This is a genomic window from Mycobacterium paraintracellulare, assembly GCF_000276825.1.
GTDB classification, from domain to species: Bacteria; Actinomycetota; Actinomycetes; order Mycobacteriales; family Mycobacteriaceae; genus Mycobacterium; species Mycobacterium intracellulare.
In genome coordinates, this window is sequence record NC_016948.1 from 3,938,362 (window position 1) to 3,958,653 (window position 20,292).

The 20,292-nt window shown below is 70.1% G+C and carries 21 protein-coding genes and 1 pseudogene; 3 read left to right on the forward strand and 19 right to left on the reverse strand.

Annotated elements, in window-relative coordinates:
- Positions 1–15: 15 nt before the first annotated feature.
- The 8 genes from OCQ_RS18040 to OCQ_RS18075 form a co-directional block, all read right to left on the reverse strand.
- Positions 16–1,176 carry a lactate 2-monooxygenase gene (locus tag OCQ_RS18040; protein WP_014385459.1) on the reverse strand — a complete coding sequence of 387 codons (1,161 nt, stop codon included), beginning with the start codon at positions 1,174–1,176 and terminating at the stop codon, positions 16–18.
- A 25-nt stretch (positions 1,177–1,201) separates the two neighbouring features.
- Positions 1,202–2,071: a siderophore-interacting protein gene (locus tag OCQ_RS18045; protein WP_008258817.1), complete on the reverse strand. Its 870-nt coding sequence runs from the start codon at positions 2,069–2,071 to the stop codon at positions 1,202–1,204.
- Positions 2,072–2,104: 33 nt separating this feature from the next.
- Entirely contained in the window at positions 2,105–3,244 is a 1,140-nt protein-coding gene (gene dprA, locus OCQ_RS18050; protein ID WP_179960104.1) for a DNA-processing protein DprA, read from the reverse strand.
- A 26-nt stretch (positions 3,245–3,270) separates the two neighbouring features.
- Positions 3,271–4,782, reverse strand: coding sequence for a YifB family Mg chelatase-like AAA ATPase (locus OCQ_RS18055; RefSeq protein WP_014380692.1), 1,512 nt, complete (start codon positions 4,780–4,782; stop codon positions 3,271–3,273).
- Positions 4,782–5,156 carry a YraN family protein gene (locus OCQ_RS18060; RefSeq protein WP_051019746.1) on the reverse strand — a complete coding sequence of 125 codons (375 nt, stop codon included), beginning with the start codon at positions 5,154–5,156 and terminating at the stop codon, positions 4,782–4,784. The genes OCQ_RS18055 and OCQ_RS18060 overlap by 1 nt, the downstream gene beginning before the upstream one ends.
- A gap of 119 nt (positions 5,157–5,275) precedes the next feature.
- Positions 5,276–6,097: a formate dehydrogenase accessory sulfurtransferase FdhD gene (gene fdhD, locus OCQ_RS18065; RefSeq protein WP_009955202.1), complete on the reverse strand. Its 822-nt coding sequence runs from the start codon at positions 6,095–6,097 to the stop codon at positions 5,276–5,278.
- The gene (locus OCQ_RS18070) at positions 6,097–8,436 is read right to left on the reverse strand and encodes an FdhF/YdeP family oxidoreductase (RefSeq protein ID WP_029384859.1); all 2,340 of its coding nucleotides are present in this window, start codon (positions 8,434–8,436) and stop codon (positions 6,097–6,099) included. The genes fdhD and OCQ_RS18070 overlap by 1 nt, the downstream gene beginning before the upstream one ends.
- Positions 8,437–8,482: 46 nt before the next feature.
- A complete protein-coding gene (locus OCQ_RS18075) occupies positions 8,483–9,472 on the reverse strand; it encodes an NAD-dependent epimerase/dehydratase family protein (protein ID WP_014380694.1) in 990 nt (329 codons plus the stop codon).
- A gap of 191 nt (positions 9,473–9,663) precedes the next feature.
- On the opposite strand from OCQ_RS18075, the gene OCQ_RS18080 reads away from it, so the two are divergent.
- Positions 9,664–10,434 (forward strand): GAF and ANTAR domain-containing protein, encoded by a 771-nt coding sequence (locus tag OCQ_RS18080; RefSeq protein ID WP_009955198.1) that lies wholly within the window; start codon positions 9,664–9,666, stop codon positions 10,432–10,434.
- A 7-nt stretch (positions 10,435–10,441) separates the two neighbouring features.
- Here OCQ_RS18080 and OCQ_RS18085 read toward each other — a convergent pair whose 3' ends face one another.
- The 4 genes and pseudogenes from OCQ_RS18085 to rplS form a co-directional block, all read right to left on the reverse strand.
- Positions 10,442–10,747 carry a DUF2469 domain-containing protein gene (locus tag OCQ_RS18085; RefSeq protein WP_003875077.1) on the reverse strand — a complete coding sequence of 102 codons (306 nt, stop codon included), beginning with the start codon at positions 10,745–10,747 and terminating at the stop codon, positions 10,442–10,444.
- Positions 10,748–10,762: 15 nt separating this feature from the next.
- Positions 10,763–11,534, reverse strand: a pseudogene (locus tag OCQ_RS18090) (ribonuclease HII).
- Between the two features lie 2 nt (positions 11,535–11,536).
- Positions 11,537–12,433: a signal peptidase I gene (gene lepB, locus OCQ_RS18095; protein ID WP_014385462.1), complete on the reverse strand. Its 897-nt coding sequence runs from the start codon at positions 12,431–12,433 to the stop codon at positions 11,537–11,539.
- Between the two features lie 102 nt (positions 12,434–12,535).
- Complete coding sequence (gene rplS / locus OCQ_RS18100) at positions 12,536–12,877, reverse strand: 50S ribosomal protein L19 (RefSeq protein ID WP_007775353.1); 342 nt, start codon at positions 12,875–12,877, stop codon at positions 12,536–12,538.
- A 353-nt stretch (positions 12,878–13,230) separates the two neighbouring features.
- Between rplS and OCQ_RS18105 the strand changes: the two genes are divergently transcribed.
- Positions 13,231–14,217 (forward strand): serine hydrolase, encoded by a 987-nt coding sequence (locus OCQ_RS18105; protein ID WP_014385463.1) that lies wholly within the window; start codon positions 13,231–13,233, stop codon positions 14,215–14,217.
- Here the strand turns inward: OCQ_RS18105 and trmD are convergent.
- The 5 genes from trmD to OCQ_RS18130 all read right to left on the reverse strand — a co-directional run bounded on the left by trmD (position 14,214) and on the right by OCQ_RS18130 (position 16,856).
- Positions 14,214–14,909 carry a tRNA (guanosine(37)-N1)-methyltransferase TrmD gene (gene trmD, locus OCQ_RS18110; protein WP_014385464.1) on the reverse strand — a complete coding sequence of 232 codons (696 nt, stop codon included), beginning with the start codon at positions 14,907–14,909 and terminating at the stop codon, positions 14,214–14,216. The two genes, OCQ_RS18105 and trmD, sit on opposite strands and share 4 nt — an antisense overlap.
- Before the next feature lie 10 nt (positions 14,910–14,919).
- Positions 14,920–15,435 carry a ribosome maturation factor RimM gene (gene rimM, locus OCQ_RS18115; RefSeq protein WP_014385465.1) on the reverse strand — a complete coding sequence of 172 codons (516 nt, stop codon included), beginning with the start codon at positions 15,433–15,435 and terminating at the stop codon, positions 14,920–14,922.
- Between the two features lie 9 nt (positions 15,436–15,444).
- A complete protein-coding gene (locus tag OCQ_RS18120; RefSeq protein ID WP_003878715.1) occupies positions 15,445–15,687 on the reverse strand; it encodes an RNA-binding protein in 243 nt (80 codons plus the stop codon).
- An 8-nt stretch (positions 15,688–15,695) separates the two neighbouring features.
- Positions 15,696–16,217 carry a 30S ribosomal protein S16 gene (gene rpsP / locus OCQ_RS18125; protein WP_014382972.1) on the reverse strand — a complete coding sequence of 174 codons (522 nt, stop codon included), beginning with the start codon at positions 16,215–16,217 and terminating at the stop codon, positions 15,696–15,698.
- A 219-nt stretch (positions 16,218–16,436) separates the two neighbouring features.
- Positions 16,437–16,856, reverse strand: coding sequence for a nuclear transport factor 2 family protein (locus OCQ_RS18130; protein ID WP_009955187.1), 420 nt, complete (start codon positions 16,854–16,856; stop codon positions 16,437–16,439).
- Positions 16,857–16,915: 59 nt separating this feature from the next.
- Between OCQ_RS18130 and OCQ_RS18135 the strand changes: the two genes are divergently transcribed.
- Entirely contained in the window at positions 16,916–17,803 is an 888-nt protein-coding gene (locus OCQ_RS18135; protein ID WP_009955186.1) for a D-alanyl-D-alanine carboxypeptidase family protein, read from the forward strand.
- A gap of 16 nt (positions 17,804–17,819) precedes the next feature.
- Here OCQ_RS18135 and OCQ_RS18140 read toward each other — a convergent pair whose 3' ends face one another.
- Together OCQ_RS18140 and OCQ_RS18145 are read right to left on the reverse strand one after the other, a co-directional pair.
- Entirely contained in the window at positions 17,820–18,413 is a 594-nt protein-coding gene (locus OCQ_RS18140; protein WP_014385466.1) for a TetR/AcrR family transcriptional regulator, read from the reverse strand.
- 1 nt (position 18,414) lies between these two features.
- Positions 18,415–20,247 carry an N-acyl-D-amino-acid deacylase family protein gene (locus OCQ_RS18145; RefSeq protein WP_020188524.1) on the reverse strand — a complete coding sequence of 611 codons (1,833 nt, stop codon included), beginning with the start codon at positions 20,245–20,247 and terminating at the stop codon, positions 18,415–18,417.
- Positions 20,248–20,292 lie beyond the last annotated feature (45 nt).

Consider the following 20,292-nt stretch of genomic DNA (forward strand, 5'->3'; position numbering starts at 1 on the left):
GCCGGCCGGGGCGCTCTAGCCGACGCGCCGCAGCGTGTCCGGGGTGAGATCTTTGAGCGTGGGATAGCCGTCGACGGCCATGATGAGGTCCGCCTCGGCGAGGATCGAGCGCAGCACGTGCACGATGCCGTCGTCGCCGCCGAGCGCCAGGCCGTAGGCGTAGGGCCGGCCGATACCCACGGCCGTCGCGCCCAGCGCGAGCGCCTTGACGACGTCGGCCCCGCTGCGCACGCCCGAATCGAACAGCACGGGCAGCCCGTCGGCCGCCTCGACCACGCCCGGCAGGCAGTCCAGCGCGGGCAGGCCGCCGTTGGCCTGGCGCCCACCGTGGGTGGAGCAGTAGATGCCGTCGACGCCGCCGTCCTTGGCCCGCCGGGCGTCGTCGGGATGGCAGATGCCCTTGATGATCAGCGGCAGGTCGGTCAGCGACCGCAGCCATTCGAGGTCGTCCCAGGTCAACGGGTTTCCGAAGGTCGTGATCCACTGCAGCACGGTGCCTTGCGGGTCCTCCTCGGGCGGGCGCTGCAGGCCGGCGCGGAAGATCGGATCGCTGGTGTAGTTGCTCAGGCAGAGCCCCCGCAATTGGGGGAAGTTGGCCGTGGACAGGTCGCGCGGGCGCCACCCGGGAATCCAGGTGTCGAGGGTGACGATGATGCCCTGGAAGCCGGCGGCTTCGGCCCGCCGCACGAGGCTGGCGGCCAGGTCACGATCCTTCGGCGTGTACAGCTGGAAGAAGCCGGGGGTATCGCCGAACTGGGCGGCGACGTCTTCCATCGGGTCGGCGGTCAGCGTCGAAACCACCATCGGCACACCGGTTTTCGCGGCCGCGCGCGCGGTGGCCAGGTCGCCGTGGCCGTCTTGGGCGCAGATGCCGATGACGCCGATCGGCGCCATGAACACCGGCGACGGCAAGGTCAGGCCGAACATCTGGACCGACAGGTCGCGGTCGGCGGCGCCGACGAACATGCGCGGGATCAGGCCCCAGCGATCGAACGCCTCCCGGTTGGCCCGCTGCGTGCGTTCGTCACCGGCGCCGCCGGCGACGTACGACCACACCGACGGCGACATCGCCCGCTCGGCGCGGGCCTCCAACTCCGCGAAGGCCATCGGCAGCGCGGGCGCGATTCCGCCCAGGCCCTTGAAGTAGATCTCGTTCTGGTAGTCCGCGAATGCCATGGAAAAGAGAATGCCAGTCGAGCCGTCAGGCGGACGAGTTCGCCGCCTCCGCCTCGGATTCTGACTGGGCGAGTTCTTTCTTCCACTGGCGGAACGTCTCTTCGGTGCGGCCGCGGCGCCAGTAACCCGAGATGGACGACGCCCATTTCGCGTCCACGCCCCGCTCCTTGCGGATGTAGGGCCGCAGGTTGTGCATGACCGCCTGCGCCTCGCCGTGGATGAACACGTGCACCTGCCCCGGCAGCCACGGGGCGCTGGTGACGGCCTCGATCAGCGGGGCGTGATCGCCGGCGCGGTCCTCGGGCACCAGGTCGGCGCGTCCGCCGCGATACACCCAGTGCACCTCGACGCCATCCGGTGCGGTCAGCGGGATCTCGTCCTCCGGCCCCGCCACCTCGATGAACGCCTTCCCGACCGCGCTGGGCGGCAACGCCTCCAGGGCCGCGGCGATGGCCGGCAGCGCCGATTCGTCGCCGGCCAGCAGGTGCCAGTCGGCGGCGGGGTCCGGCGTGTAGGCGCCGCCGGGGCCCATCAGGTAGATCGGCTGGCCGGGCTGGGCGGTGGCCGCCCACTGGCCGGCCGTCCCGTGCTCGCCGTGCACGACGATGTCCAGCGCGATCTGGCGGGCCTCGACGTCGACGTGCCGGACGGTGAGGGTGCGCACCGTGGGCCTCTTCTCCGGGGGCAGACCGGCGAAGCTGTCGAGGGTGAGCGGCTCGGGAAGACCGGCGACGTCCACGTCGTCGGCGACGAACGCCAGCTTGACGTAGGAGTCGGTGAACTTGCTGGGCACGAAGGCGTCAAAATTCTTGCCCCGCAGCACCACCCGCACCATGTGCGGGGTGAGCTGCTCGGTACCGACAACTTCGAAGCATTGCAGCGGTCGACCTGCCACGTGTCCTCCTGTCCGACGCCCGACCCGCCTCGACTATACGAGCCGCGGCGTTGACGCAGCGTGGCCCGCGGTCGCCCGGACGATTCGCCACAGCCCGTCCTGGCGCTGCACCAACCCGGCCAGCTCGAGCATCGCCAGCGGCCCCAGCACCTGCTCGGGCACCAGCCCCGACGCGACCGCGATCTCGTCGACCGTGGCGGCGCCGCGGCCCGGCAACGCCTCGTATACCCGGCGCTCGGCCTCGCTCAGGCCGTCCAACGGCGTGACCGGCCGCGGCTCGTCCGGCGCCAGTTCGCCGATGTGGCCGATCAGCTCGACGATGTGCTCGGCGCGGGTGACCAGCTCGGCGCCGTCGCGCAGCAGCGCGTGGCAACCCGCCGACGCCGACGAGGTCACGGGTCCGGGCACCGCGGCCACCACCCGCCCCAGCGCCCGCGCCCAGGCCGCGGTGTTCGCCGCGCCGCTGCGCAGGCCCGCTTCCACCACCACCGCCGCGCCGGAGACGGCGGCCACCAGGCGATTGCGGGTCAGGAACCGGTGACGGGCCGGGCGGACGCCGGGGGCGTATTCGGTGAACAACAGCCCGTGCTGGCCGATGCGGTGCAGCAGCGCGGTGTGACCGGCCGGGTAGGGGACGTCGAGCCCGCCCGCGAGGACCGCCACGGTGATCCCGTCGCAATCCAGCACGGCCCGGTGGGCGGCGCCGTCGATGCCGTAGGCACCGCCCGAGACGACGGCCACGTCGCGTTGCGCCAGGTCGGCGGCGAGTTCGGCGGCCATCTGCTCGCCATAGGCCGTCGAGGCGCGCGTCCCCACCACGGCGGCGGCCCGCTGCGCGACCTCGTCGAGTCGGGCGGGCCCCTGCGCCCACAACACCATCGGCGGGCCGCCGCGCCGCCGTGCTTCGGCGCCGCCGAACGCGGCGAACGCCAGCACCGGCCACTCGTCGTCGTCGGGCGTGATCAACCGGCCGCCCCGCCGGGCGATCGCCTCGAGATCGGCCGCCGACGTGTCGATGTCGCGCCTGGCCTCGGTGTGCCGGGCCAGGACGTCGTCGACCGCGCCCCGCCGGACCCGCTCGGCCGCCTCGACCGGGCCGACACGCCGCGCCAGGGCGGCGAGCCCGGCGCAGGGCGGTTCGGCCACCCGGGACAGATACGCCCACGCCCGCAGCGCGCGCTGCCGGCCGGTCGGGGCGCTCACCGCTGCGTCCCCGGCTGGCGAAAGCTCAGTGCGGCGGCGACCTCGTCGAGCCCGGGCGACGTGCGGCCCGCCAGGTCGGCCAGGCTCCACGCGACCCGCAGCGTGCGGTCGAGGCCCCGGATGCTGATCAGGCCGCGATCCAGCGCCCTTTGCAGCGGCTCCATCGCCGCTTTGCTGGGGCGGAACTTTCGGCGCAGCAGGGTCCCGCTGACTTCGGCATTGGTGCGAAAGCCGTGCGGCTGCCAGCGCTGCGCGGCGGCCGCACGGGCGGCCGCCACCCGCTGACGCACCTGTGCCGTGGATTCGCCGTCGCGACCCGAGAACGCCGTCGCCCGCACCGGATCCATCTGCACCCGCAGGTCCACGCGGTCCAGCAACGGCCCGGACAACTTGCCCAGGTAGCGGCGTTTGGTCGCCGCCGGGCACATGCAGTCCCGCGGATCGGCCGGCGCGCACGGGCACAGGTTGGCGGCCAGCACCAGCTGGAACCGGGCCGGATAGCACGCCACCCCGTCGCGGCGGGCGAGGCGAATCTCGCCGTCCTCCAACGGTGTTCGCAAGGCCTCTAAAGCGCTGACCCGGATCTCGGCGCACTCGTCGAGGAACAGCACCCCGCGGTGGGCCCGGCTGACGGCGCCCGGTCGCGCCATCCCGGAGCCCCCGCCGACCAGGGCCGCCACGCTGGAACTGTGGTGGGGCGCCACGAACGGCGCCCGGGTGATCAACGGTGTGTCCCCCGACAGCAGCCCGGCCACCGAGTGGATCGCGGTGACCTCCAGCGACTCGCTCTCCGACAGCGGCGGTAGCAGGCCCGGAAGGCGTTGCGCCAGCATCGTTTTGCCCACACCGGGCGGCCCGGTGAGCATGAGGTGGTGCGCGCCGGCGGCGGCCACCTCCACCGCGAAGCGCGCCTGCGTCTGGCCGACCACGTCGACCAGGTCCACCACCGGCTCCTCCGGCGTGCGGTCCGGATTGACCCGGTTGTGCAGGGCGCCGGTGCCGCCGAGCCATTTCTTCAGCTGCCCCAGGGTCCGCACGCCCCACACGTCGATGCCGTCCACCAGGCTGGCCTCGGCGAGGTTGTCCGCCGGGACCACCACGGCCGGCCATCCGTCGCGCTTGGCGGCGAGCACGGCGGGCAGCACCCCGCGCACCGGCCGGACCCGCCCGTCCAGCGAAAGCTCGCCCAGCAGCACGGTCTTCTCCAGCCGGTCCCACGGGTTTTTTCGCTGCGCCGAGAGCACCGCCGCGGCCAGGGCGATGTCGTACACGCTGCCCATTTTCGGCAGCGTCGCCGGCGACAACGCCAGCGTGAGCCGCGCCATGGGCCAGTCGTTGCCGCAATTGGTGACCGCGGCCCGGACCCGGTCGCGCGACTCCTGCAGCGCGGCGTCGGGCAGACCCACCAGGTGCACGCCCGGCAGTCCGGACGTGATGTCGGCTTCGATCTCCACGATCTCGCCGTCCACGCCGCGCACCGCGACGGAGAACGCGCGCCCCAGCGCCATCAGCCGACACCTTGCAGGTGGGTGATCTCCGGGGTGCGCCGGCGTCCGACCCGCACGCCGATCACGTCGATGCGGATCGCCGCCCACCGCCGGTCCTGGCCGGCCAGCCACAGCCCGGCCAGCCTGCGCAACCGCCGGACCTTGCGCGGGGTCACCGCGTGCGCCAGTCCCCCGTAGCCGTCGCCGGTGCGGGTCTTGACCTCGACGAACACCGCCGTGCCGGCGCGGTCGCAGGCGATGATGTCGAGTTCGCCGTAGCGGCAGCGCCAGTTGCGGTGCAGGATCCGCAATCCCGCCCGCGTCAGGTGGTCCACGGCGAGCGCCTCGCCCATGGCCCCCAGCTGGATCCGGGTCATCGTCATTTCGGTTGTCATGCGGGCCACGGTGCCCGCCGGGGCCGACGGGCCGGGCCGCCGTCGCGGGCCGCGACCGCCCGGGCCCGCGGGTTATCCCCAGTGCGGCCTCCATCCACAGGAGGCCGGGCGACACGGGGTCACGCGATGCGGTCGGCCCTGGTGTAGATGTTCATCGAGTCCTCGCGCAGGAACGCCACCAGCGTGATGCCGGACTCCTCGGCCAGCGAGACCGCCAGCGATGACGGCGCGGAGACGGCCGCCAGCACCGGAATCCCAGCCATTACGGCCTTCTGCGTCAACTCGAAGGATGCCCGCCCGCTGACCAGCAACACCGAGGCTGCCAGCGGCACCCGCCGATGCTCCAGCGCCCAGCCGATCACCTTGTCGACCGCGTTGTGCCTGCCTACGTCCTCGCGCACCACCAGCATCGTGCCGTCGACGCCGAACAGCGCGGCCGCGTGCAACCCGCCGGTGCTCTCGAAAACCTTTTGCGCGGAACGTAGTTGGTCCGGCATCGCCTTCAGCGTGGCCGGGGCTACGGTCGCGGGATCGGCACCCGGGGTGAACCGGCTGCTCAACCGCACCGCATCCAGGGACGCCTTGCCGCAGACCCCGCACGACGAGGTGGTGTAGAAGTTGCGGGTGACGTCGAGGTCGGGTTTGGGCACCCCGGGCGCCAGCGTCACGTCCAGCACGTTGTAGGTGTTGGCGCCGTCGTCGTCACGCCCGGCGCAGTAACGGATGCTGTGGATGTCGTCGCGGCCGCCGATGACCCCTTCGGTGAGCAGAAAGCCTTGGGCGAGTTCGATGTCCGCGCCCGGCGTGCGCATCGTCACGGTGACCGCCGCGCCGTCGACCCGGATCTCCAAGGGCTCCTCGACGACCAGGGTCTCCGGCCGGGTGATCGCCTTCTCGGCGGTCAGATGCGTGACCCGCCGGCGTGACGTTACGTGCCCCACTACGCGGTTTCACCGCCGGCGGCGGGCTCCACCCGGATGACGACGGCCTTCGACACCGGGGTGTTCGACTTCGCCGCAGTGTGATCGAGCGGAACCAGCGGGTTGGTCTCGGGATAGTAGGACGCGGCGTTGCCGACGGGAGTCGAATACGCAACCACCAGAAAGTCTTTCGCGCGCCGTTCCTGAAGCCGGCCCTCGGCGTCCGTCCACTCCGACACCAGATCGACGCGCCCTCCCGGGGTCAGGCCCAGCGCGTCGATGTCGGCGGGGTTGATGAACACCACGCGGCGCCCGCCCTTCACCCCGCGATAACGGTCGTCGAGGCCGTAGATCGTGGTGTTGTACTGGTCGTGGCTGCGTATGGTCTGCAGCACCAGCCGGCCCTCGGGCACCGGCACCCATTGCAGCGGGTTGACGGCGAAGTTGGCCCGCCCCGTGCTGGTGTGGAATTCGCGCGTGTCACGCGGCGGGTGCGGCAGCTGGAATCCGTCGGGCGCACGCACCTTGCGGTTGTAATCGGCGCAGCCGGGGACCACCGCGGCGATCGCGTCGCGGATGGTGTCGTAGTCGGCGGCGAAGCTCTCCCACGGAACCGGGTGCGCCGCACCGAGAAGCGTGCGGGCCAGCCGGCACACGATTTCCACCTCGCTGCGCACCTGGTCGCTGGGCGGGTGCAGGCTGCCGCGGGACAGGTGCACCATCGACATCGAATCCTCAACCGAGACAACCTGTTTGCGCCCACCTCGAACGTCGCGGTCGGTGCGGCCGAGGGTGGGCAGGATCAGCGCCGTATTCCCGTGCACGAGATGGCTGCGGTTGAGTTTGGTCGAGATCTGCACGGTCAGCGCGCAATTGCGCAGGGCGGCCTCGGTGACGACGGTGTCGGGGGTGGCCGAGGCGAAGTTGCCGCCCATACCCACGAACACCTTCGCCCGCCCGTCGCGCATCGCCCGGATCGCGGCCACGGTGTCATACCCGTGCTTGCGGGGAGTGGCGATGCCGAACCGATCATCCAGGGCGGCCAGAAACTCCTCGGGCATCTGCTCCCAGATGCCCATCGTGCGGTCGCCCTGCACGTTCGAATGTCCGCGCACCGGGCACACCCCGGCGCCCGGCTTGCCGATCATGCCCCGCAGCAGCAGCAGGTTGGTGATCTCGCCGATGGTGGCCACCGCGTGCGCGTGCTGCGTCAGGCCCATCGCCCAGCACACCACCGTCCGCCGCGACGCCATCAGCATGTCGGCGACGCGGTCGAGCTGTCGGCGTTCGATGCCGGTGGCGGCGAACACGTCGTCGAGGTCGATGTCGAGGGTTCGGCGCCGGTATTCGTCGAACCCGGCGCAATGCGCGTCGACGAACGCGGTGTCGATGACGGTCCCCGGGGCGCGGTCGTCGGCCTCCAGCAGCAGCCTGCCCAGCCCGGCGAACAGCGCCATGTCACCGCCCAGGCGGATCTGCACGAATTCGTCGGCGATCGGGATGCCGTGCCCGACGACGCCATGCACCTTCTGCGGGTCCTTGAACCGGATCAGCCCGGCCTCGGGCAGCGGGTTCACCGCAATGATGTTGGCGCCGTTGGCCTTTGCCTTTTCCAACACCGACAGCATCCGCGGGTGGTTGGTGCCCGGGTTTTGTCCGGCGATGACGATCAGGTCGGCCAGCTCGACGTCCTCGACGGTGACCGAACCCTTGCCGATGCCGATCGACTCGGTGAGCGCCGAGCCCGAGGACTCGTGGCACATGTTGGAGCAGTCGGGCAGGTTGTTCGTGCCGAACGACCGGACCAGCAGCTGGTAGCAGAACGCGGCCTCGTTGCTGGTGCGGCCCGACGTGTAGAACACCGCCTCATCGGGGCTGTCCAGGGCGCCGAGCTGGTCGGCGATCAGCCGGTAGGCGGCGTCCCAGCCGATCGGCCGGTAGTGGTCGTCACCGGGACGCAACACCATGGGGTGGGTGAGCCTGCCCTGCTGGGACAGCCAATACTCGGGCTTCGCGGACAGCTCGGCGACCGAGTGCCGGGCGAAGAACTCCGGTGTGACGGTGCGCTTCGTGGCCTCCTCGGCGACGGCCTTGGCGCCGTTCTCGCAGAACTCGGCCAGCTTGCGACCGCCGTGCTCCTCGGGCCACGCGCACCCGGGGCAGTCGAAGCCGTTGCGTTGGTTGAGCCGGGCCAGCACCGCCGCGGTGCGCAGCGCGCCCATCTGCTCGAACCCGCGTTGCAGCGAGACCATCACCGCCCGAACGCCCGCCGCCTCGCGCTTGCGGGGCGTGACGGTGACCGCGTGTTCGTCGTAGTCGACGGCGGCAGGCCCGGACACGGCCGAGCGGTGAGACCTCACAGCATCAAATTACCGCTTGGCGGGGGCCTCAGACCCCTCAGACCGTTCAGACCGCGGAAGCCAGCGCCGCCAGGGCCTGCGCCGAGGAGTAGAGCGGCCGCCAGCCCAGTTGGGTCTTGGCCTTGGTGGTGTCCATGACCATCGACGTGCGCGCGGTGTGCAGCCATTCCAGCATCGCCGGCATCAGCGGAACGCGCGAAATCGCCGCCGAGGCCGCCGAGGCCGCGACGGCGGGAACCCGGACCGACCGCGCGCCCAGGGCCTTGGCCACGTCGGCCACCGACACCACGCCGTCGCCGGCGATGTTGTAGGCCCCCGGCGGCGCCGGTGCGGTGGCCGCCAGCGCGATCGCGGAGGCGACGTCGTCGTGGTGAACCAGCTGCAGCCCGACACCCGGATCCGGCACCACCGGTTTCAGCAGGGGAACGGCCTTGAGCGCCTTGACGACGGCGCGGATCGGGCCGGGCAGCTGGTTCCACGGCATGGCGTCGGCCAGGGCGGTGGCGTTGGGCCCGGCGACCACGCACGGCCGCAGGACGAAGACCTCCAGCGGCGAATCCCGGGTGATGTCGGCGAGCATCGCCTCGCACGTGGCCTTCTGCGCGGAGTAGTAATGCTCGGCGGACCCGCGCACCGGCACGTCCTCGGTCAGCGGGACCGGATTGTCGGCGTGATAGCCGTAGGCCGCCACCGACGAGGTGTAGACCAGGCGCCGCGGCCGCTCGGCGGCCACCGTCGCCTCGAAGACGTTGCGGGTGCCCTGCAGGTTGACGCGGGCGCTCTCGTCGCGCGAGCCCATGATGATGAAGGCCAGGTGGATCACCACGTCGGCCTGCGCGACCACGGCGTCGACGGCCTCGCGGTCCAAGATGTCGCCCCGCTGATAGGTAGTCTTGAGCCAGCCGCGTGAGGACGGGTCGAACGGGCGGCGCGCCATCCCGATGATGGCGTCGACGGCCGGTTCGCGCTCGAGCGCCGTCACCGCGGAGATGCCGATCTCCCCGGTGGGCCCGGTCACCGCGACGGTCACACCCATCTAGACGTCCTTCCCTCCCGTTCCCAACCGAAACCCTGCGCGGAAACGCCACCGCGGTCAAAGGCGACGGACGGGTCGCTCACCGATTCGCTGCGACCGGGCCAAACCGCGTGTAAGGGTGGGGCCGGCGACCGATAATCTACGGCGACCGAAGGGTCACAGCGCCAACACCGCAGGAAACGAGGCACAGCATGGCGGACAACGCGAAAGCCCGTGCGGTCGCGCCCCCGACTGGCGGGGAGAAAGCCGACCCCTCGACGGTTTTCGCAGCTCTGGCCGAAATCATCTATCGGGGCTCGGATGCCAACGAAATGTACGCGGCCATCTGTGTCGCCGCCACCCTGGCCATCCGCGGCTGCGACCACGCCAGCCTGATGGTGCGCGAGAACGACCGGTACGTCACCGTCGGCGCCAGCGACCGGCTGGCGCAGCAGGTCGACGAGTTGGAACGCCGCGCCGGCGACGGCCCGTGCATCGATGCGATCGAGGAGGAGACGCCCCAGATCGATCCCGACCTCACCACGCCGTCGCTGTGGCCCAAGCTGGCGGCGGTGCTGGTCGCGGAGACACCGGTGCGGGGGGCGATGGGATTTCGCCTCCTGGTCGACAAACGCAAAGGCGCGGCGCTCAACCTGTTCAGCGATACCCCGAACATGTTCGACGCCGAGTCCGCCGGGCGGGCGGCGGTGCTGGCGGCCTTCGCGAGCGTCGCCATCAACGCGGTCGCCAAGGGGGAAGACGCCGCCAGCCTGCGCCGGGGACTGCTCAGCAACCGCGAGATCGGCAAGGCGGTCGGCATGCTGATGCTGCTGCACGACATGAGCGAGGACGACGCCTTCGACCTGCTGCGCCGCCATTCCCAGGCGCTGAACATCAAACTGGCCGAGGTCGCCCGCGCGGTGATCGAGCAACGCGGCCAGCTGCCCGCCCTCGCGGAAAACCAGCTGCCCCCGAACGCCTGACCGGCGGTTATTCGGGGAGCCGCAGCTCGGGCTTCTCGACCTCTTCGATGTTGACGTCCTTGAAGGTGACCACCCGCACCTGCTTGACGAAACGCGCCGGGCGGTACATGTCCCACACCCACGCGTCGGACAGCCGCAGCTCGAAGTAGACCTCGCCGTCGGCGTTGCGCGGCGTCATCTCCACGCTGTTGGCCAGGTAGAAGCGCCGTTCGGTTTCCACGACGTAGCTGAACTGGCCGACGATGTCCTTGTATTCGCGGTACAGCGAGAGCTCCATCTCGGTTTCGTACTTTTCGAGATCTTCTGCGCTCATCTGCCACTCATCCGCTCAGACGTCCTTCTCCCACATGCTGTCCCCGGGACCCTGGTCCCATCTTTCCTCACCGATATCCGTCGCGCTGCAGCGGTGGGTCCGGATCGCAGTCGGCCACCAGCCTGGTGCCCGATCCGTTCGCGACGCGCCGCACGTTGATGAACGAATAGCGGTGCTCCGGACACGGGCCCAGCCGCGCCAGCGCCGTGCTGTGCGCCGGCGTGCTGTAGCCCTTGTGCAGGGCGAACCCGTAGCCGGGATGATCGGCCTCCATGGCCACCATCAGCCGGTCCCGGCTGACCTTCGCCAGCACGCTGGCCGCCGCGATGCACGCCGCGACCGCGTCACCACCGATGACCGGCAGCGACGGGACCGCCAGGCCGGGCACCCGGAAACCGTCGCTGAGCACATAGCCCGGCCGCACGGACAGCCCGGCGACGGCGCGGCGCATCCCCTCGATGTTGGCGACGTGCACACCGCGCCGGTCCACCTCGGCAGGCGGGATGAACACCACGTGGTAGGCCAACGCGTAGCGGCGGATCAGGGGGAACAACTTCTCCCGGGCGGCCTCGGTGAGCTTCTTGGAATCATCAAGCGCGGCAAGGCTTTCCATTCGCCCCGGGCCGAGCACACAGGCGGCCACCACCAGCGGGCCCGCGCAGGCGCCGCGGCCGACCTCGTCGACGCCGGCCACCGGGCCCAGCCCGTTGCGGTACAGCGCCGACTCCAGGGTGCGCAACCCTGACGACTTCCGGATCACCGTGCGCGGCGGCCACGTCGTGGCCATGGCTACCGAGTCTGCTGCGGGTTCACCGACTCCACGCCACCCCACCGGGACGGCGGCCACACGATGAACCTGGCCTTGCCGATCACATTGGACACCGGCACGGTCCCCGTGGTGGGGTCGCCCGTGCACAGCACGCCCTTGAGCGCCTCGGCGGGCACGCTGGTGCAGTGGGCGCGCGAATCCGCCGAGTGCGTCCGGTTGTCGCCCATCACCCACAGCCGCCCGGCCGGGACGGCGACCGGCCCGAACTCACTGCCCAGGCACGGGTAGACCGACGGGTCGGCCGCCATGGTGTTGCGATCCAGGTACGGCTCCTTCAGCGGCTTGCCGTCGACCGTCAACCCGGTCTCCGCCCGGCACGCCACCGTCTGCCCGCCAACCGCGATAACCCGCTTCACCAGGTCGTTTTCGTCCGGCGGGACGAAGCCGATGAACGACAGCGCGTTCTGCATCCAGCGCAGCACGGTGTTGTTCGACCGGATCGACTTGTAGCCGAGGTTCCAGGGAGGCGGCCCCTTGAAGACGATGACGTCGCCGGGGCTCGGCGCGCTGAACCGGTAGCTGATCTTGTCCACCATGATCCGGTCGCCGACGCAGCCGGTGCAGCCGTGCAGCGTGGGCTCCATGGATTCCGACGGGATCAGGTAGGGCCGCGCCACGAAGGTCAACATGACGTAGTAGAGCACGACGGCGATGACCGCCAGCAGGGCGAATTCGCGCAGCGTGGAGTGCTTGGCGCCGGCGGGTTCGGATGCCTGGTCCGCGGGGCCTGGTTCGGGAACCGGCCCGTCGGCCGCCGCGGCGTCGTCGGGGCGCGTCTCCGGATTGCGCGTAGAGACCTTCGGATCTGAATCGCCAGCGTGGGACTGGGGGTTAGATGAATCCGCGGTGTCGGTCACGTGATCAGCGTAGCCAGCACAGGTTGTCGCCCGGCAAGCCGGCGAGTGATCCGCTCCGGAAACCCGTAAGGCGAATCACCAGCGCCGCCAAGGCGTCCCGGCTCAGCGCTTCTCCTTGATCTTGGCCTTCTTGCCGCGAAGCTCCCGCAGGTAGTACAGCTTGGCGCGGCGGACATCACCACGGGTCACGACCTCGATGTGGTCGATGTTGGGCGAGTGCACCGGGAAGGTCCGCTCGACGCCGACGCCATAGCTTTCCTTGCGGACGGTGAAGGTCTCGCGGATGCCACCGCCCTGGCGGCGGATCACCACGCCCTTGAACACCTGGATGCGCTCCTTGGCGCCCTCGATGACCTTGACGTGCACGTTGATGGTGTCGCCCGGGCCGAAAACCGGGATGTCGTCGCGCAGCGACGCCTGATCGACGAAGTCCAGCCGGTTCATCTGAGAGACACTTCCTTGAGGTCGCGGCCGACGGCAGCTACCCACACGTAGGTGTGAGGCGGTCGCCGAGCCGATGGGCTTTCTGGCGTATCTCGCAGCGGGCGGGAAATGGCGCAGGCGGCCTGCAGCCGCTGGAGACAACTGGTCAATTGTGCCAGACGGTGCGCGTGCCGCGAAAATCACACGAAGTCGGCGGTTCGCGGCGAGCCGAATGCGCTGGTGAATGGTACATATGACTGGGGTCGGAACGCGCTACCCGCACCATTGCGTGACGGCCGGTACGGGTGGCGCGCGAGGGTCCGCACCGCTGCACTGTGTCCAAGTCACGTCCGAAGTCGCGCCGAAGGAGTGGAATGCGGGTACGGCCACTGACGCTGCTCACCGCCACCGCGGCGGTGACGTTGCTGGTTGCCGCCGGTTCCGAGGCGCTGGTTCAGGCCAAGGTGTACAGCCTGCCTATCAACGCGCCCGTTCGGGTCATCCCGCAGCGGCCGGCACCCGCACCACCGCAGTCGGCGGCGCTGATGCTCGAGGCCGCCACACCGCCGCAGGAGCCCCAGCCGCCCCAGGCGCTGCCGGGCGCGGGGTCCGCCCCGCTGCAGGAGCGCGTCCATCAGGCCACCGAGGAGGCCGCCGCGAGCGGCGCCGCGCTGTCGGTGGCCATCCTCGATCGCCGCACCCACCAGCTGGTTTCCAACGGCAACGGCCAGGTCGTGGGCACCGCGTCGGTGGCGAAGCTGTTCATCGCCGACGACCTGTTGCTGCACCAGGCCGAGGGCAAGGCCGCCCTGAGCGCCGAGGACCGCCAGGCGCTCGACATCATGTTGCAGTCCTCCGACGACGGCGCCGCCGAGCGGTTCTGGGGGCAGGGCGGCGGGTCCGCCATCATCTCCGAGGTGGCCGCCCGCTACGGCCTGGCGTCCACCACCCCGCCCAGCGACGGGCGCTGGTGGAACACGATGAGCTCGGTGACCGACCTGATCCGCTACTACGAGATGCTGCTGGACGGCTCCGGCGGCCTGCCCGCCGACCAGGCCAAGATCATCGTCAACGACCTGGCCCAGTCCACCCCCAACGGCGTCGACGGCTACCCGCAGCGGTTCGGCATCCCGGACGGCCTGTACGCCGAACCGGTCGCCGTCAAGCAGGGTTGGATGTGCTGCATCGGCAGCGACTGGATGCACCTGTCGACGGGCGTGATCGGGGCCGACCGCCGCTACATCATGGTGGTGCAGTCCCTGCAGGCCTCCGACGACGCCACCGCGCGGGACACCATCACCCGGGCGGTCAAGACGATCTTTCCCGAGGGCCGCATCGACGCGGTGGCGCGCGGCCTCTAGTCTTCCGGGTCAAGCAGCTCCGGGCGGCGTTCGCGGGTGCGCTGCAGCGAGATCTCCCGTCGCCACGCGGCGATTCGCGCATGGTCACCGGAGAGCAGCACCTCGGGGACCTGCAGCCCCCGCCAGGTCGGCGGACGGGTATAGCTCGGCCCCTCCAGGCGGCGGTCCAGCGCCGGCGAGTGCGAATCATCTTGGCGCGACGCGGGATTGCCCAGGACGCCGTCGAGGAGCCGCAGCACGGCCTCGATCATCACGACGGCCGCCGACTCCCCGCCCGGCAACACGTAGTCGCCGATGGAGACCTCTTCCACCCGCATCCGCCGCCCGGCGTCCTCGATGACCCGCTGGTCGATGCCCTCGTAGCGGCCGCACGCGAACGCCAGGTGCTTCTCGGCGCTCCAGCGCGCGGCGGTGGCCTGCGTGAACAGGGCCCCGGCCGGCGTCGGGACCACCAAAAGCGTTTCGCCGGAGCAGATCTCGTCGAGGGCATCACCCCACACCGGCGCCTTCATCACCATCCCCGGACCGCCGCCGTAGGGGGCGTCGTCGACCGAGCGGTGCACGTCGTGCGTCCACCGCCGCAGGTCGTGTACCGCCAAATCGACCAGCCCGGACTGAATCGCCTTGCCCGGCAACGATTGCCGCAGCGGGTCCAGGTAGGCGGGAAAGATCGTGACGACGTCGATTCTCATCTCGAAGGCCCTACAGATCCAGGAGGCCTTCGGGCGGATCGATCTCGATGGTGCCGTCGTCCAGCGACACCGACGTCACGATCGCGGTCACGAACGGCACCAACGCCTCCCCGGATTCGCGCCGCACCGCCAACAACTCCCCCGCGGCGGTGTGCAGGACCTCGGCGACGACACCGACGTCGTGGCCCGTGATCGTCCGCACGTGCAGGCCTTCGAGTTCGTGATCGTAGTAGGTGTCGGCCTCGTCGATCGGCGGCAAATCGTCGGAATCGACGACGAACAGGGTGCCGCGCAGCGCGTCGGCGGCGTCGCGGTCGGTGACGCCGGCCAGCCGCACCAGCAGCCGTCCGCCGTGTTCACGCGCGCTCTCGACGACGAAATCCCGCTCCCCACCGCCGCGAGACGCCTTGCCGCGCAACGTATTACCCGGCGCGAACCTGGCGTCCGGGTCGTCGGTGCGGATTTCGACGACGATTTCGCCGCCGATCCCGTGCGCTTTGACGACGCGCCCGACGGTCAATTCCACCGGGGTTCTCTACTGGTCGGTGTCCACCACGTCGACGCGGATGCCGCGACCGCCGATACCGGCGACCAGCGTGCGCAGCGCGGTCGCCGTGCGACCGCCGCGGCCGATCACCTTGCCCAAGTCGTCGGGGTGGACGTGAACCTCGACCGTCCGCCCCCGGCGGCTGGTCACCATGTCGACCCGGACGTCGTCGGGGTTGTCAACGATCCCGCGAACCAGGTGCTCAACAGCGTCAACGACAACCGTACTCATCGCCGGGGTCAGCTCTCGGTGGTCGACTCGGCCTGCTCGCCGCCCTCGGCGGGCGCCTCGGCCGGCTTCGTCTCGGCGGTCTGCGCGGCGCCCTCGGACTCGGCCTTGGACTCGCCCTCGGCGGCCTTCGCGGTCTTCTTCGCCGGGGACTTCTTCTTCGGCTTCGCGGCCTCGGTGGTCGGTCCGCCCTCGGCCTCGGCCAGCGCGGCGTTGAACAGCTCCAGCTTGCTGGGCTTGGCGGGCTTGACCTTCAGGCGGCCCTCGGCCCCGGGCAGGCCCTTGAACTTCTGCCAGTCGCCGGTGATCTTCAGCAGCTTGAGGACGGGCTCGGTGGGCTGGGCACCCACGGACAGCCAGTACTGGGCGCGCTCGGAGTCGATCTCGATGAAGCTCGGGTCTTCCTTCGGGTGATACCGGCCGATGACCTCGATGGAGCGACCGTCGCGCCGGGTCCGCGCGTCGGCGACGGCGATGCGGTACTGGGGATTGCGGATCTTGCCAAGCCGGGTGAGCTTGATCTTGACAGCCATGGTTAAGCGACTTCTCCTGTGTGTGTCACGCTGCAATTCAGCGATCGGGGCGGGAATGCCCGGATCCGGTTTTGCCTCGCGTTTCTGACCGGCCGGCGATGCGTGATCGCTCGGCGGACAGCCGCCTATTGTGCCAGACCAGGGGCGGCGATCAGAAATTGTGGCGATCGCAAGCGCGGCGCAGCCGGGCGCGGCGGGTCGCCACCATCCGGTCGAGCCTCACATCACCTTCTGGAAGACCTTGGTCTCCACGCGCCGGGTCATCCGCCAGCCCTCGGGGGTGCGCGCGAACTCGTCGTCGTACCAGAGGCCGCAGAACAGCACCTGCTCGTTATCGCCACCGAGCACCATCGGGTTGAAGCAGATCACCCGCGACGACGCCGTGTCCCCGTCGATGCGTACCGAGAAATTGCCGAGCATGTGGGCATACACCGGGAAGTTGGGCAGCACCTCGGCCAGCCACTTCTTGACCTCGGGATAGTGCCCCTCGATGCCGCCCAGCGCCGTGTAGTCGATGTAGGCGTCGGGGGTGAACACCCGGTCCAGGTCGTCGAAGCGGCGATTGTCGATGGCGGTGGAGTAATCCACCAGAAGCTGCTGGATCTCAAGGCGGTCGGATATCTCGGCCAGGCTCAACATGCATCGGACAGTAGACGAAAATCCGCGGCGACAAGGGCCGGAAGTTAGACTCTCGGCCCATGCGGAAGCTCGTGGGCTCGGTGTCCGGGATGGCCGCGGCGCTGCTCGCCGTCGTCGCGTTCGGTGCCCCTGTCCCCCTCTCGCGCGCCGACAGCAGCCAACCGATCGGCTCGATCCCCATCCCCGACGGCCCGGCGCAGACGTGGATCATCGCCGATCTGGACAGCGGTCAGGTGCTCGCCGGCCGCGACCAGAACGTGGCCCACCCGCCGGCGAGCACGATCAAGACGCTGCTGGCCCAGGTGGTCCTGGATTCGGTGAGCCTGGATTCCACGGTGGTCGCCGACGTCGCCGACACCCAGGTCGAATGCAACTGCGTCGGCATCAAACCGGGCCGCACCTACACCGCGCGCCAGCTCCTCGACGGCCTGCTGCTGGTCTCGGGCAACGACGCCGCCAACACGTTGGCCCACATGCTGGGCGGCCCCGACGTCACCGTCGCCAAGATGAACGCGAAGGCGGCCTCGCTGGGCGCCACCAACACGCACGCGGCGACGCCGTCCGGCCTGGACGGCCCGGGCGGGTCGGGCTCGTCCACGGCGCACGACCTGGCCGTGATCTTCCGCGCGGCGATGGCCAACCCGGTGTTCGCGCAGATCACCGCCGAGCCGTCGGCGATGTTCCCCGGCGATAACGGCGACCGCCTCATCACCAACCAGGACGAACTGCTGCAGCGCTACCCCGGCGCGATCGGCGGCAAGACAGGGTTCACCAACGCCGCCCGCAAGACCTTCGTCGGCGCCGCCGCGCGCGGTGGCCGCCGGCTGGTGATCGCCATGATGTACGGGTTGGTGAAAGAGGGCGGGCCGTCGTATTGGGATCAGGCGGCGACGTTGTTCGACTGGGGATTCGCGCAAAGCCCGCAGGCCGGCATCGGCTCGCTGTAATCGCCGCTCGCGCAGCTCAATCCGGCAGCGCGGCGGTCAGCAGCGCCATCAGCACCGGGATCCGCTGGGCCGCGATGTCCGGTTGCGGCAGCACGCCTTCCACCACGGCGGCGCCGTCGAACACGTTGGTCATCAGCGCCACGAACACCGGGAAGGTGTCCTCGGGGAAGCGTTCGGCGCCCGGGAGCGCCCGGGCGGCGTCGTGGATCTTCGCCGCATACTGCCCGAGCTCGTGTTGCAAAGTCTCCCTGAGCTTTTCGTCGGTGCGGGCGGCCACCAGCAGTTCATAGATGACGGCGTTGGCCGGACCGCTGGTGATGTCACGCAGGATCCCCAGGGCCGCCTCCAGGGCCGGCCGGTCGGCGGGTATCTCGGCGACCCCCTTGGTGAACGACTCCAGCTGGCGGCGCAGCACCTCCGACGCCGTCGCCGCCATGAAGTCGCCCATAGTGTCGAAGTGCCGGAACAGCGCGCCCACCGACACCCCGGCCCGCTTGGTGATCACCGCGGCGGACGCCCGGGCGTAGCCGACCTCGATGATGGTGGCGATGCAGGCGTCGAGCAGCCGCCCGACGGTTTCCTGGCGGCGCTGTTGCTGGGTTCTGGCCATGTCAGGCGCTCTGGGTCAGGGCGCCCTGTGGTCGGCGGGCGCGCTCGCCGGCCCGCAGGTAGCGGCCCGACGTCACGGTTTGCCCGTAGCCGTCGCGGAATCGGCCCCCGCCGAACACGACGACGCCGCCCACGCCGGTCGCGACGACGGCGTGGTCGTTACGGTTGACCATGCGGCGCAGGCCACCGTAGAACGGCACCGCTTCCTCGTGGTAGCGGTCGACGGATTCGTCGAGACCGGCCGGGTCGATGACCACGAAGTCCGCGCGGTCGCCGACCCGCAGCGTGCCGGCGTCGATGCCGAACCACTCGGCCAGTTCGCCGGTGAGCCGGTGCACCGCCTGCTGTATCGACAGGAAGGGCGCCCCGGCCCGGTGCGCGTCCTGGGTGCGCTTGAGCATGCGCAGTGCAAAGTTGTAGAACGCCATGTTGCGCAGGTGCGCGCCGGCGTCGGAGAAACCCATGTGGATGCTGGGGTCGGCGGCGAGCTTGTCGAGCTGCTTGGGCCGGTGGTTGGCCACGATGGTGGTCCACCGGACGTTGCGCTCGCCGTTTTCGACGAGCACGTCGAGGAACGCGTCCAGTGGGTGCAGGCCACGCTCGTCGGCGATCGCACCGAAGCTCTTGCCGATCAACGACGCGTCGGGGCATTCGACGATGACCGCGTCGTGAAAGTCGCGGTGCCACAGCGACGGTCCTAGCTTGATGCGGTCGAACTCGCGGCGGAACCGACGACGATAGGCCTCGTCGGCCAGAAGTTCGTTGCGCTGCAACTGATCCCGCAGGTGCAGCGCTGCGGTGCCCGCCCCGAACTCCTCGAACACCGGCAGATCGATTCCGTCGGAATACAATTCGAACGGCACCGGCAGGTGCTGGAACCGCACGCTGGACCGCAGCAAGGTGTTGAGCACCCGGGTGCCGAGCCCGAAGGTGTGCACGGCGAGCGGCATCGACTTGGCGTCCGCGGAGACCAGCATGCTCATCCGGACTCCCTTGCCGCGCCCGAAGATTCGGCTGCTGGTCAAGAAGAACATCAGCGACAGGATCGGGTTCTGAAGATTCGGCGCGCTCTGCAGGATCCGGCCGCGCTTGCGCAGGACTTTGATGAGTTTGCGCCGTTCCCGCCAGGTCGCGAAGGTGGACGGCAGCGCGCGGGACCGGAAACGTTCGCCGTCGAGTTTGTCGATGGCCGCGTCCATCCCGGACATGCCGAGCAGCCCGGCGTCCAGCGCCTCGTCGAGCAGCGCCGCCATCTTTTTCAGCTCGTCGTCGGTGGGCCGAATCGTCGGATCGGTGGCCCGTTCCAGTCCGAGCACCGCGGTGCGCAGGTCCGAATGACCAAGCAGCGAACCGACATTGGGGCCCAGCGGCAGGGCGTCGATCGCCTTGACGTATTCCGCCGCCGTCGACCACGTCCGGCCCGAACTCAGCGCGCCGAAGACGTATTCGCGCGGAACCGCCTCCACTCGGCTGAACAGATCGGCGGCGTCCTCGGAATCGGCATAGACGGTCGACAACGAGCAGTTGCCCAGCAGCACGGTGGTGACACCGTGGCGCACCGACTCGCGCAGGCCGGGGTCCAGCAGCACTTCGGCGTCGTAGTGGGTGTGCACGTCGAGGAAGCCGGGCACGACCCATTTGCCGGCCGCCTCGATCACCTCGGGGCAACCGGTCTCGTCCAGCGCCTCGGCCGAGACGGCGACCACGACACCGTCGCGGATGCCCAGTGTGCGGGTGAGCGGCGCGGCGCCGGTGCCGTCGAACCACAATCCGTCGCGAATGATCACGTCGTAGGCCATGGCGTCCTTCCGGTCATCGTTGCCGAACGCTAACATAGATAGCAAGCACTCGCAATCTTTCTTCGGCGCAGCGTGGCGGTG

Bases quoted from the DNA above. Each gene is read 5' to 3' on its own strand.
- OCQ_RS18040 (WP_014385459.1), bottom strand. From the start codon at position 1,176: ATGGCATTCGCGGACTACCAGAACGAGATCTACTTCAAGGGCCTGGGC.
- OCQ_RS18060 (WP_051019746.1), bottom strand. From the start codon at position 5,156: ATGACAACCGAAATGACGATGACCCGGATCCAGCTGGGGGCCATGGGC.
- OCQ_RS18075 (WP_014380694.1), bottom strand. From the start codon at position 9,472: ATGGGTGTGACCGTCGCGGTGACCGGGCCCACCGGGGAGATCGGCATC.
- OCQ_RS18145 (WP_020188524.1), bottom strand. From the start codon at position 20,247: ATGTTAGCGTTCGGCAACGATGACCGGAAGGACGCCATGGCCTACGAC.
- OCQ_RS18105 (WP_014385463.1), top strand. From the start codon at position 13,231: ATGCGGGTACGGCCACTGACGCTGCTCACCGCCACCGCGGCGGTGACG.
- rplS (WP_007775353.1), bottom strand. From the start codon at position 12,877: ATGAACCGGCTGGACTTCGTCGATCAGGCGTCGCTGCGCGACGACATC.
- OCQ_RS18135 (WP_009955186.1), top strand. From the start codon at position 16,916: ATGCGGAAGCTCGTGGGCTCGGTGTCCGGGATGGCCGCGGCGCTGCTC.
- OCQ_RS18120 (WP_003878715.1), bottom strand. From the start codon at position 15,687: ATGAGTACGGTTGTCGTTGACGCTGTTGAGCACCTGGTTCGCGGGATC.
- rpsP (WP_014382972.1), bottom strand. From the start codon at position 16,217: ATGGCTGTCAAGATCAAGCTCACCCGGCTTGGCAAGATCCGCAATCCC.
- OCQ_RS18140 (WP_014385466.1), bottom strand. From the start codon at position 18,413: ATGGCCAGAACCCAGCAACAGCGCCGCCAGGAAACCGTCGGGCGGCTG.
- OCQ_RS18130 (WP_009955187.1), bottom strand. From the start codon at position 16,856: ATGTTGAGCCTGGCCGAGATATCCGACCGCCTTGAGATCCAGCAGCTT.
- trmD (WP_014385464.1), bottom strand. From the start codon at position 14,909: ATGAGAATCGACGTCGTCACGATCTTTCCCGCCTACCTGGACCCGCTG.
- OCQ_RS18055 (WP_014380692.1), bottom strand. From the start codon at position 4,782: ATGGCGCTGGGGCGCGCGTTCTCCGTCGCGGTGCGCGGCGTGGACGGC.
- OCQ_RS18085 (WP_003875077.1), bottom strand. From the start codon at position 10,747: ATGAGCGCAGAAGATCTCGAAAAGTACGAAACCGAGATGGAGCTCTCG.
- OCQ_RS18080 (WP_009955198.1), top strand. From the start codon at position 9,664: ATGGCGGACAACGCGAAAGCCCGTGCGGTCGCGCCCCCGACTGGCGGG.